This is a genomic window from Moorena sp. SIO3B2, assembly GCF_010692525.1.
In the GTDB taxonomy this organism is placed as follows: Bacteria; Cyanobacteriota; Cyanobacteriia; order Cyanobacteriales; family Coleofasciculaceae; genus Moorena; species Moorena producens.
This window is the reverse complement of record NZ_JAAHHE010000001.1, coordinates 18,173-31,954: the sequence shown is the minus strand read 5'-3', so window position 1 is coordinate 31,954 and position 13,782 is coordinate 18,173. Positions and strand designations below refer to the sequence as shown.

Below are 13,782 nucleotides of genomic sequence, written 5' to 3'. Positions count from 1 at the left end.
TAAGGACAGTTTAATTAATCAAAAAGTCAAATAATAAGTCAAGGATCAAAATTCATGGAACCGACTACCAACAAAGAGCAACTATCATTATCCAAACAGATGTTTCTGGCGCTAAAGCAAGCAGAAGCTAAGTTGGAGATGATGGAACTTGCCAAAAGTGAACCTATTGCCATTATTGGTATTGGTTGTCGATTCCCAGGAAATGCCAACACTCCAGAAAGCTTCTGGCAACTGTTAGCTAATGGTGAAGATGGAGTTAGAGAAATTCCACCTGAACGCTGGAATCCAGATTATTTTTACCATCCTGACCCTGATACTCCAGGGAAAATGTATATCCGTCATGCTTCCTTAGTGGATCAGGTAGATCAGTTTGAGCCTGAGTTTTTTGGCATCTCTCCGAGAGAAGCCCATAGCCTTGACCCACAACAACGTTTTCTTTTAGAAGTAACTTGGGAAGCTTTAGAAAGAGCGGGAATTAACCCCCAACAATTAGAAAATACCCACACAGGAGTGTTTCTAGGTATGGGTCAAAACGATTATGCTGATTTGGGTTTTAACCAACTAGAAAATATCAGCCCTTACGATGCTACAGGCAATGGCTTTTGTTTTGCCGCAGGTAGGCTATCTTACTTCTTGGGATTGCAAGGTCCATCTTTAGCAATAGATACAGCTTGTTCAGCATCTCTGGTAGCTATACATGAGGCTTGCCATAGTCTGCGTCGGGGTGAGTCTAATCTGGCTTTAGCAGGAGGGGTACAACTGATACTCTCTCCTCACGTTACCACCGCACTATCAAAATTGAAGGCTCTATCACCGGATGGCAGATGTAAGACTTTTGATGCTGCGGCGGATGGTTATGGTAGGGGAGAGGGATGTGGCATGGTAGTACTTAAGCGCCTGTCTGATGCTCTTAAAGATGGTGACCAAATCTGGGCAGTGATTCGTGGTTCAGCGGTTAATCATGATGGACCTAGTAGTGGGCTGACAGTACCTAATAAACTAGCCCAAGAACAGCTTATTCAACAAGCTCTCAAAGCAGCCAAAATAGAACCATCTCAGGTAGGTTATGTGGAAGCTCATGGTACAGGAACTTCCTTAGGGGATCCGATGGAAGTTAGAGCCTTAGGCACGGTGTTTGAGGAGGGACATAACCAAGAACATCCTTTGAGGATTGGTTCAGTTAAAACCAATATCGGTCACCTAGAAGCCGCAGCGGGAATTGCCGGATTGATTAAGGTAGTTCTACAACTCCAACATCAAAAAATTGCACCATCACTGAATTTTAAACATCCTAACCCCTATATTGATTGGGAGAATCTACCTCTAGAAGTTCCCACTCAACTGACACCTTGGTCCTCATCCAGTGGTCAACGAGTGGCAGGAGTTAGTTCCTTTGCTATTAGTGGCACTAATGCTCATATAGTGCTAGAAGAAGCTCCAAGAGAAGGCAACAGGCAACCCCCCCCTGTGTCCCCCCAAGGGGGGAAGGCAACAGGCAACAGTGAAGATTGCTTAGAACGTTCAATTAATCTACTAACGCTGTCAGCGAAAACAGAAATCGCCCTGGCGGAGTTAGTCATTAGTTATCTCCATTATCTGGAAAATCATCCAGAATTGGAGCTAGAAGATGTCTGTTATACAGCCAACACAGGAAGAGCTCATTTCAAACATCGATTAGCGGTTATTGCTGCTGACCGCAAAGAACTAGTAGAAAAACTACATTACCAGGAAACTGGGGAGCAAGCAGTTGGACTATTTTCTGGACATGCTAGCAAAAATCCACCGAAAATAGTTTTCTTGTTCACTGGTCAAGGTTCCCAGTATGTGAATATGGGAAGGCAACTCTACGAAACTCAGCCGACTTTCCGTAAAGCTTTGGAACAATGTGACCAAATTTTAGAGTCCTATCTGGAATATCGACTCTTAGAAGTTCTCTATCCTCAAAATGCACCATCATCAAGCTCCTCTCTACTAGACCAAACAGCTTATACCCAACCCGCCTTATTTGCTATAGAGTATGCCTTGGCTAAGTTATGGGAATCTTGGGGAATTAAACCCAATGCGGTAATGGGTCACAGTGTGGGAGAATATGTAGCAGCAACAATAGCAGGAATTTTTAGTTTAGAAGATGGTCTAAAACTCATTGCAGCTAGGGGAAGGTTAATGCAACAGTTACCCTCTGATGGTGAGATGGTTTCAGTCATGGCTAAGAAGTCAAAAGTTCGTGAATTGATTACCCCCTACACAGACAAGGTCGCAATTGCTGCAATTAATGGACCAGAAAGTGTGGTTATTTCTGGTGAAACAGAAGCTATTGCAGCTATTGTCAATCAATTAGAGTCAGAGGGAGTCAAAACTAAAAGACTACAAGTATCCCATGCTTTTCATTCACCATTAATGGAACCGGTGTTGGCAGAGTTTGAAGCTGTAGCTAATCAAGTTACCTACCATCAACCAAAAATACCACTAATTTCTAATGTTACAGGCACAAAAGTAGACAATAGTATTACCACAGCCAACTATTGGGTCAATCATATACGCCAGCCCGTAAAGTTTGCTGCTAGTATGGAAACCCTGCACCAACAAGGTTTAGAAATATTCCTAGAAATAGGAGCCAAACCAATATTATTAGGCATGGGACATCAATGTCTGCCAGAAGGGGTAGGTGTCTGGTTGCCTTCTTTGCGTCCTGCGGTAGATGAATGGCAACAGATACTCTCTACTTTAGGACAGTTGTATGTACATGGAGTTCAAGTAGATTGGTCAGGATTTGACAGAGATTATAACCATCAGAAAGTCGTGTTACCAACTTATCCCTTCCAACGTAAAAGGTATTGGGTTGAAACAACTAATGATTGGGATGGAAAAGCAATCTCTACAACTAAACTCCATCCTCTGATTAATCAAAAGTTTCAATCTCCCTTATCAAAAGAAATCTTTTTTGAGTCTTACTTTAGCACTGAAAATCTGCCATTTTTAGCTGACCACATTGTGTATGAACAAGTGGTAGTTCCTGGTGCCAGTCATATCTCCCTCTTGTTAGCAGCGGCATCTCTAACCTTTGCCGCAACCGAATGTCAAATCGAGGATATTCTGTTTCCTCAAGCACTGGCAATTCCGGAACAAGGGGTGCGAACAGTTCAGGTGGTTTTGACACCGCAAAATAACTCTTTTTCATTTCAAGTGATTAGCTTTGACGACTCTTTAGAATCACAGATTAATCAAGTTTCAAACAATGGTAGTCACATCAGTGACTGGGCAGTTCATGCCACAGGAAAATTGTCTGTTGCCAATGCTGAGCAATCACTAATACCTCTAGAAGAAATTCAAGCCAGATGTAGCCAAAAAATAGATAGTGCAGAAATTTACCAGCATCTCTGGGATAGACAGATTCACTTAGGACAGAGTTTCCGTTGGATAGAGCAGGTATGGTTAGGAGAGGGAGAAGTTCTTTGTCAAATGAAAGTCCCAAAAACTATCCTTAATACAACAAAGTATCAACTACATCCGACTCTAGTTGACTCGTGCTTTCAATCAATAATCGCACTTGTTTTAGATCAATCTGGCAACAAGAATGAAACGTTTGTTCCGTTCAGTATAGATAAATTCACTTTCTATAATAGTTCTGATAATGATCTGCTTTGGTGTTATACCTGTGGCTCGAAAGATAAACAATCAGGAGAAAAATTCAAAGCCGATATACAATTGTTTGACCAACATGGGCAGCTAGTTGCTCAGGTTATTGGTTTTGAAGGTAGGAAAGCTAATCCCAAAATTTTGTTGATGACTCTGGGTTCAGATTTGAGTAATTGGTTGTATGAAGTAGAATGGAGAACCAAAGGTCTTTTGGGCAGGTTGCTACCTCCAGATTTTCTGCTAGATCCTGTAGAAGTCTCCCAGCAATTGGCTCCCAGTCTCACAGAATTAGTAACTCTCTTAGATAATGCTCGCACCTCAGAAATCGGAACTCAATTAGAAGAATTAAGCGTAGATTATATAGTGCAAGGTTTGTTGCAGATGGGTTGGTCATACCAGCCGACAGAGAGCTTCGACTTAGATGCAGCAGCCCAATGTTTAGGGGTAGTTCCAACTCAGGTAAGGCTATTCGAGCGTCTACTACAAATCCTAGCAGAAGTAGGAATACTCCAGTCTAATCAACAGCAGTGGCAGGTTCAAAAAACAGCGCAGAAAGTCAACCCGAGTAAACAAAGCCAGAGTCTACTAAGTCAATATCCAGATGAAGCAGCAACATTGACATTATTGGAGCGTTGTGCATCTCAACTAAGCGGGGTACTACGAGGAGAAATTGACCCAGTGCAACTGGTGTTCCCTCAAGGGGATTTAACCACAGCAACCCAACTGTATAAAGACTCAGCTGTAGCAAAAGTGATGAACACGATAGTGGAAAAAGTCATCATGAAAGCTATGGAGAAGTTACCACCTAGCCGAGGAATACGTTTGTTGGAAATCGGAGCCGGAACAGGAGGGACGACAAGCTATATTCTGCCTCACCTCAATCCTAACCAAACAGAATATATCTTCACCGATATAGGAGCATTGTTTACGAGTAAAGCCCAAGAGAAATTCCAGGATTATCGATTCTTGGGATATCAAACCTTAGATATAGAGGTAGACCCAAGCAGCCAAGGATTTGAGTCTCATCGATATGATGTAATTATTGCGGCCAATGTCCTCCATGCAACCACAAGTCTTAAGCAAACCTTATCCCATGTGCGACAACTGTTAGCACCAGGGGGGATATTGGTCTTGTATGAAGCAACAACTCGATCTCGGTGGGTAGATTTAATCTTCGGACTATTAGAAGGATGGTGGAAATTTACTGATTATGAATTAAGACCAGACTACCCTCTGCTGAATCGGGAGCAGTGGAAAAAAGTATTGAGTGAAACAGGTTTTACTCAAGTAGTGACTCTGCCAGAAGTTGAAGGAATGGCAGAAGCTTTGTCTCAACAGACGGTGATTGTAGCCCAAGCAGCTTCAACAAAGTTAGAACCAACGAAGGAGACACCAAAGGGTTGGTTGATACTAGCAGACCAACAAGGAATTGCTCAACAGCTAGCTAGCCAACTGCACTCAGAAGGAGACGTTTGTACCTTAGTATTTTGGGGAGAAAACTATCAACAGATTGCCCCAGGAGAATTTACCATTAACCCCGACAACTTCTCAGAATTTGAACAACTAATAGAGACAGTAAACGCCAAATCACCATCGTTATCTGGAGTAGTGCAATGTTGGACAACTGAAGCGGGGGTGATTAATAACATCAACTCTGAGGAATTAAAAAACTTATCTAAACTAGGGTGTGGCACTACTTTATCTTTGGTACAAGCATTAGTCAAAGCTGGGTTATCCCAACCACCCCAGTTATGGTTAGTCACTTGTGGTGCCCAACCAGTACCCTCAAGTTATCCGGTAATACCAGGACTAGCCCAATCTTCACTGTGGGGAATGGGGAAAGTGATTAGCTTAGAACACCCTGAACTAAACTGCGTGCGCATAGATTTAGACCCACACCAGACGATAAAGAAGCAAGCTGATGTACTATTCAAAGAAATCTGGTCTAAGGATCAAGAAGACCAGGTAGCATGGCGAGGAGATGGGCGTTATGTGGCTCGATTGGTGGCTAGTCACCATCAGCAGACTGATGCCACTACCGAACAGTCTTTGAGTTTCCGTGAGGATTCTACCTACTTGATTACAGGAGGTATGGGAGGTTTAGGGTTACTGGTGGCTCGTTGGATGGTGGACAAGGGAGCCAAGCATTTAGTTTTGTTAGGACGCCGTGCACCGGATGATGCTGCCAACCAAAAACTGACTGAGTTAGAAATGGCTGGAGCTCAAGTGGTCGTGGAAAAAGCTGATGTGTCTGATGTTGAATCGATCACCAGAGTGCTGTACAAAATTGAGCATTCAAAAATACCATTAGCAGGGGTCATTCATGCGGCAGGGATGTTGTCAGATGGAGTGCTACAAAACCAGAGTTGGTCGAGCTTTGAGCAAGTGATGGCTCCCAAAGTTCAAGGAGCTTGGCATTTGCATCAATTCACCCAAAACCAACCATTGGACTTTTTCGTGCTGTTTTCTTCCGCAGCATCTCTGTTGGGTTCACCGGGTCAGGGAAATCATTCTGCAGCCAATGGGTTTCTTGATGGTTTAGCTCACTATCGTCGAGGAATAGGATTACCCGGATTGAGCATTCATTGGGGAGCTGTTGCTCAAGTGGGAGAGGCAGCTGAACGGGGAGCAGATGTTAGGGGGCAGCAGCAGGGTATGGGTGCGCTCTCTCCAACTCAGGTGTTAGAGTCCCTTGAGCTACTGATGAGTAGTACAGCTAAGGCTCAGGAAAACAACCTATCAGATATAGAAGTAGGAGTTGTGCCAATCGAGTGGTCAGCTTGGCAAGAAAGAGTAGCTCAATGGCCTTTCTTTACAGATTGGCAGGAAACAATCCAAACTACTTCTGAAATATCCAAGTCAGAATTTTTGTTAAAGCTTGAAGCAACAGCACCCAGCAAACGTCGCTCATTATTACTAGCTCATGTCCGTCGTCAATTAGCCCTCGTCTTAGGAATCAATCATCCCGAATCCATTTCATTAGAAACAGGATTTTTTGATCTAGGTATGGACTCTTTGACCTCTGTAGAGTTCAGGAATAAATTGCAAACTAGCTTTGATTGTTCACTACCATCAACTATAGCTTTTGAGTATGCGAATATTGAGTCTTTAACTGATTACCTAGAAAACAAAGTGATTCTATCATCAAATAGTACAGCCGCCAGTGAGGCTGAAACACTAGATGATATGGTAGATGAAGGTTCCTTAGAATCAGAGCTTTCAGAAAGTCTAGCTGCTGAAATTAATCAGCTTTCAGAAGATGAAATGGATCTAGCAGTTTCCCAAGCTGTAAGTCAGCTTGATCAACTTCTATAAGTGAAGTCAGTAAGTAATAGCAAATTTCTTAAAATAAGAGAGTACAGAAGCAATAAAGATGGAACTTAGCTCCCAAACAACCCAACTATCCAATCAGCAACTTCTGCTGCTAAAAATTCAACAAGCAACTGCCAAACTGCATGAAATTGAAACAGCAGCTACAGAACCAATAGCCGTTATTGGCATTGGCTGTCGTTTTCCTGGTGGAGTTGATAGTCCAGAAACTTACTGGAAATTGCTCCAAGAGGCAAGGGATCTCAGGACAGAGATTCCTAAAGACCGATGGGATGTTGATTTATACTATGATTCAGACCCTGATGTACCTAACAAAATCTATGTTCGTCAGGGTTATTTTCTCCAACAACCAGTAGACCAATTCGAGCCAGAATTTTTTGGGATTTCTGGTACAGAAGCAGCCAATATGGACGCCTCACAACGCCTGCTTTTAGAAGTTACTTGGGAAGCTTTAGAAAATGCAGGTATCTCCCCCAAAAGTTTGAAAAATACTGATACAGGAGTATACGTTGGTCAGATGACCAATGATTATGCAGTTATTGGTACAAATCGACCTGACAAATTACCTGATTTTTATTTAGGCATAGGCTCTAATATGGGTATGTCAGCAGGTCGAATTGCCTACATTTTGGGGTTACAAGGACCTACTTTATTCCTAGACACATCTTGTTCTTCATCTTTGGTTGCCTTACATTTGGCTTGCCAAAGTTTACGTTCTAGGGAGTCGAATCTATCTCTAGTGGGAGGGGTAAACTTGATGCTTGCTCCTAATACTACTCATGTACTTTGCAAAGGTAAAGCTTTATCACCTGATAGTCGGTGTAAAACCTTTGATGCCAGTGCTGATGGTTTTGCCCGGGGAGAGGGTTGTGGAATAGTTGTACTCAAGCGTCTTCGAGATGCTCTAGCAGATAGTGACCGTATTTTAGCACTGGTAAAAGGTTCAGCAATTAATCATGATGGGCCTAGTAGCGGGTTTACAGTTCCGAATCAGCAGGCTCAGAAAAAGGTAATTCATCAAGCCTTGAACAATGCCAAGGTTAATCCCTTACAGATTAGCTATGTTGAGTGTCATGGTACGGGTACGTCTTTGGGAGATCCTCTGGAGGTAAGAGCGCTCGACGAAGTCTATTGTCAACAAAGAACTAAGGAACAACTTCTGTTCTTAGGTGCAGTCAAAAGTAATATTGGACATTTGGAAGCAGCAGCGGGAATAGCTGCTTTGATTAAAGTTGTTCTAGCTCTTCAGCATCAAGAGATTCCGGCAAATCTTCACTTCAATCAGCCTAATCCTCGGATTAATTGGGAGCAAATACCAGTTAAGGTTCCGACAAAAGCTTTCCCGTGGCTCAAAGGAGAGAAACCTCGTTTGGCTGGAATCAGTGGATTTGGCATGAGTGGAACGAATGCTCATGTAATTTTAGAAGAAGCGCCAATACCGGTCAAAAGCAAGTCCTCAAGGGCCACGGGTGGTCAAAAGCAAGTCCTCAAGGACAGCAAAGGAGCAAAACTCAAAAGAGAAGAGTATTTAGAACGTTCACTCCATCTATTAACTCTTTCAGCTAAAACTCAAACAGCTCTTGATGAGTTGGTCAGTAGTTATGAAAATTATCTCAAAGCTCACCCTGAATTAGGGGTAGCCGACATCTGCTATACAGCGAACACAGGACGTACTCACTTTAACCACAAACTAGCAGTTGTCGCTTCCAACCAACAAGAATTAGTTGACAAACTTCGACAACAGCAAGAGGGAGAAGAGGTAGTCGGAATCTACTCAGGAGACCTGCCAAACAACAGTACAGTTCCTGAAATCGCCTTGTTATTCACAGGACAAGGCTCCCAATACGTCAACATGGGAAGGCAGTTGTATCAACAAGCACCAACTTTCCGTGAAGCGATTAACCAATGCGAGGAAATTCTCAGTAGCCTAGAAACGTTCCCAAATAAGTTATTACAAGAGATTCTCTATCCAGCAGACGACTTATCAGATTCATCCCTACTAGACCAAACAGCTTATACCCAACCAGCTCTATTTGCCATAGAATATGCCCTCTTCAAACTCTGGCAATCCTGGGGCATCAAACCAGATGTCGTTATGGGTCACAGTGTCGGAGAATATGTAGCAGCAACCGTAGCAGGAGTATTCAGCTTAGAAGCTGGTTTGAAACTAATTGCTGCTAGGGGCTCCTTGATGCAGAAACTACCTGCAGGTGGAGCAATGGTTTCAGTGATGGCATCAAAGTCGAAAGTGCTAGAAACTTTGAAGGCGATGTCCCGGTCAGAAAAAGTAGCCATAGCAGCCATCAATGGACCCCAAAGCATAGTAATTTCTGGGGAAGCAGAAGCAGTAGAGGCGATCGCCACTCACCTCGAATCCGTTGGCATCAAAACGAAACAATTACAGGTATCCCATGCTTTCCATTCACCATTGATGGAACCGATGTTGGCAGAGTTTGAAGATATAGCCAATCAACTCACCTACAATCAACCAAGGATACCACTAATATCGAATGTCACAGGTACAAAAGCGGACAATAACATAGTGACAGGCAAGTATTGGGTAAATCATGTGCGCCAACCAGTGCAATTTGTCCAGAGCATGAAAACTCTGCACCAAGAAGGATATGAATTATTCCTGGAAATCGGACCTAAACCAATTTTGTTAGGTATGGGGCGTCAATGTCTACCGGAAGAGATGGGTGTGTGGCTGCCCTCATTACGTCCGGGAGTGGATGAATGGCAGCAGATGCTCTCGAGTTTAGGACAGTTGTATGTGCAGGGAGCTAAAGTAGATTGGTTTAAATTTGACCAAAACTATAACCGTGAGAAAGTAATATTGCCCACTTATCCCTTCCAAAGAGAAAGGTATTGGGTAGAAACTCAAAATGGCTACCAACCAAAACCCTATGGGTCAACCGCCAAAAACCTGCATCCGTTACTAGGAGAAAAACTCAACCTAGCAAGAATAGAAAATCAACATCATTTCCAATCATACCTAACAGCAGAATCCCCAGCCTACCTGAGTCAGCACCAAGTATTTAACAAGGTACTATTTCCAGCCACAGGCCATCTAGAAATAGCCGCTGCAGCTGGAAAAAATCTGTTGATGACTGGATATCAAGTCGTAGTTTCTGATGTAACCATAGTAAGAGGGTTAGTGATACCAGAAACAGAAATAAAGATAGTACAAACGGTAATCAGTACCTTGGAAAACAATAGCTATAAGTTTGAGATACTTAGTACATCAGAAGGGGAACATCAACAGACACCCCAATGGACTTTGCATGCCGAAGGTAAAATCTTCCTAGACTCCACAACCCATGCCCAAGGCAAAATTGACCTAGAGCAATACCAGAGAGAATGTAGTCAGGTAATAGACATCCAACAACATTATCAACAATTTAAGTCAAGAGGGATAGACTACGGCAGCAGTTTCCAAGGAATCAAACAATTGTGGAAAGGTCAGGGAAAAGCCCTAGGGAAAATAGCCTTACCTGAGGCAATAGCAGGACAGGCAACAGACTATCAATTACATCCAGCCCTCTTAGATGCAGCTCTACAAATCCTAGGTCATGCTATAAGCAACACAGAAACAGACGACAAAGCTTATCTGCCAGTAGGCATAGACAAATTAAAACTATATCGTCAGACAATAACTCAAGTATGGGCGATAGTAGAAATACCAGAAAACACGTTAAAAGGAAGTATTAAATTAGTAGATAATCAGGGAAGTCTCCTGGCAGAAATTGAGGGATTAAGAGTAACGGCAACCACAGCCGATGCTCTATTGAGAAGCCTGCAACCAGATATTAGTCATTGGTTTTATCAGATCAACTGGCAAACCCAACCCCTACCATCAACTACCCCATCATCAGCAACTGATAAATGGTTAGTTTTCGCACAGGATACTCAACTGATAGAAGCACTACAACACCAAGGTCATGAGTCTATCAGAGTCTCACCAGGAGATACCTATGAGAAACTAGCTCAGCAACACTATCAAATCAATCCCACAAGTAGAGAACAATTTCAACAACTGCTAGCAGAAAATCCAGGGATTACTCAGATTGTCTATCTGTGGGGTGTGCAGGAGATCGAAAGCAAAGACAATCTAGAAATACAAACAGTTCAAGAACAAAGTTGTGCCACAGTGCTGCATTTAGTGCAAGCAATTATCAACAGCAAACCTGAAACCATCCCAAAACTGTGGTTAGTCACCCGAGGAACTCAAAGGGTAATCTCAGACTCAGAAGTAATCAACCCTGAGTATGGAAGCTTATGGGGACTAGGACGAGTCATTGCCCAAGAACACCCAGAATTAGGGTGTAAACGCCTTGATTGTGACCCAAACTTAGAGCCAACTCAAATAGTAGACTCTCTAGTAACTGAACTCTTATCAGAAGATGTAGAAGACCAAATAGCGATACGCCAAGGGAGTCGTTATGTAGCCAGACTAGTACAAAAACCACAGCAAAACCAAATCACCTCAGCGGCTCAGCCGGTGCAATTAAAACTGTCAGAATACCGAGTCATAGACAACCTCAACTGGCAGCCAATGCAGCGGAAAACGCCCTTGGCAAATGAAGTAGAAATTGAGGTAGCAGCGGTGGGGCTAAACTTCCGAGACGTGCTCAATGCCCTCGGATTACTCAAAGACTACTATGCCGAACACTTTAACATTACTAGCGCAGAGCAACTAACATTCGGCTTTGAATGTGCCGGGAAAATCTCCGCAGTAGGAGCACAAGTTTCACAGTGGCAAATAGGAGACGAAGTAATAGGATTACTCCTGCACGACGGCTTGAGCAGTTTTATTACTACCTCAGTAGAGTATGTAGTAGCCAAGCCCAAACAAATGAGTTTCAGCGAAGCGGCGACTCTACCCTTGACATTCCTAACTGCCCAATACGGGTTGCAGCACTTAGCCAAAATTCAACCAGGAGAGCGAGTATTAATTCATGCAGCAGCTGGTGGAGTAGGGCAAGCGGCAGTCCAAATAGCCCAAGTTGCAGGAGCAGAAATCTTTGCCACAGCTAGTCCAAGCAAATGGGAATTTCTCCAATCTTTGGGCATTAAACACATTATGAACTCCCGCACGGTGGCTTTTGCCGAGGAAATCATGAAACGCACGGCAGGAGAAGGGGTAGATGTCGTGCTCAATAGCCTCAACGGAGAGTATATTCCCCAGAGCTTGGCAGTATTAACCCCAAAAGGCAGATTTGTGGAAATCGGCAAAATCGGAATTTGGGAAAAAGAGCAAGTCAAGGAAAAACGACCAGATGTGAGTTATTTCCCCTTTGATTTACAAGAAGCAGTCCAACAGCAACCGGGTTTAATTGGGCAACTATCAGAAGAATTAACCCAGCAGTGGAACCAAGGAAAACTCAAAGCCTTACCTCATAAAGTATTCTCCAGTACAGAAATTACAGCAGCCTTCCGGTACATGCAGCAAGCTAAACATGTAGGCAAGGTAGTGGTTTCCATGCCAGAAGCCCAAAGTGAGCCCAAATCTATCACAGCAGACGCAAGTTATTTGATCACTGGAGGATTAGGAGCCTTAGGATTGGAAGTAGCCCAATGGATGGTAACTCAAGGAGCAAGAAATATCGTTTTAACTGGACGTCGTGCTCCGAAGGAAACCGCACAAAAAATTATTGAGGAGTTGGAAACAGCTGGAGCCACTGTGAGTGTATTACTAGGGGATGTTTCTCAACGAGAAGATCTGGCGAAAATTTTCCAGCAGATTCAGGCATCATTACCCCCCCTCAAAGGAGTGATTCATTCTGCCGGGGTGTTAGATGACGGATTAGTGCAAAATATGAGTTGGTCACAGTTTACCAAAGTAATGGCACCAAAGGTCCAAGGAACTTGGTATTTGCATCAACTAACCAAAGATTTCCCCTTGGACTTCTTTGTATGTTTTTCGTCTATAGCTTCTATGTTGGGTTCACCAGGTCAAAGCAATTATGCTGCAGGAAATGGGTTTATGGATGCCCTAGCTCACTATCGTCGCAGTATGGGACTGCCAGGATTGAGTATCAACTGGGGAGCTTGGGCATCAGCAGGCATGGCCGCTAGTTTAGCAGTTCAAAATCAGCAACGGATGGAGAGCATGGGCTTAAGTGCCATAGAGCCAGAAAGGGGCATGCAAGCATTGGGGTCATTATTATCAGAATCTCAAAGCCAAGTGGGGGTATTCCCTGTTAATTGGTCACAATTTATCAGGCAGTTTCCTGGTGGACAAAAGATACCATTTTTGTCGGATTTCATTTCCCAAACACCATCATTAACTCAAAAGTCGGTATTTAGAGAAGAGCTAGAAGCAGCACCGGTTTCAGACCGTCACGAGCTATTAACAACTCACCTTCGCTTAGCGATCGCTAAAACCTTAGGCTGGAAAGATACACAAAAGATCGGCATGCGTCAACCTTTATTTGACTTAGGATTAGATTCTTTGACTACAGTAGAATTAAAAAATCGCTTGGAGTCAAGCTTAGGTACAAGCTTAAGTTCAACACTGTTATTTGATTATCCTACAGTAGAAGCATTGGTAGAGTATTTAGCCAATGATGTCATGCCGATAGATTTCTCTTCTGACCTAGATACAACAGAAAAGCAAGTAGATGAGGAAGATATTGCTGCAGACCAATTATCTCAATTATCAGATGTTACCGAACTCTCAGAAATTGAACTAGAAGCATCAGTTTTGCAAGAAATTGAAGCATTAGAAAAGTTAATCTGAACCGAGGTGGCTATTGGTGTTTAAGTAAAGAAGCTAAACATCATACCTATAAAATCTACTACAACCCTTTAAAA

At 43.1% G+C, this 13,782-nt stretch carries 2 protein-coding genes; both read left to right on the top strand.

Annotation, left to right across the window (positions count from 1 at the left end; genetic code table 11):
• Nucleotides 1-54: 54 nt before the first annotated feature.
• A complete protein-coding gene (locus F6K38_RS00035) occupies nt 55-6,951 on the top strand; it encodes a type I polyketide synthase (protein ID WP_287266303.1) in 6,897 nt (2,298 codons plus the stop codon).
• A gap of 58 nt (nt 6,952-7,009) precedes the next feature.
• Nucleotides 7,010-13,708: an SDR family NAD(P)-dependent oxidoreductase gene (locus F6K38_RS00030; RefSeq protein WP_287355875.1), complete on the top strand. Its 6,699-nt coding sequence runs from the start codon at nt 7,010-7,012 to the stop codon at nt 13,706-13,708.
• The last annotated feature ends 74 nt before the right edge of the window (nt 13,709-13,782 follow it).

Coding starts and splice junctions, on each gene's coding strand:
- F6K38_RS00030 (WP_287355875.1), top strand. CDS start 7,010: ATGGAACTTAGCTCCCAAACAACCCAACTATCCAATCAGCAACTTCTG.
- F6K38_RS00035 (WP_287266303.1), top strand. CDS start 55: ATGGAACCGACTACCAACAAAGAGCAACTATCATTATCCAAACAGATG.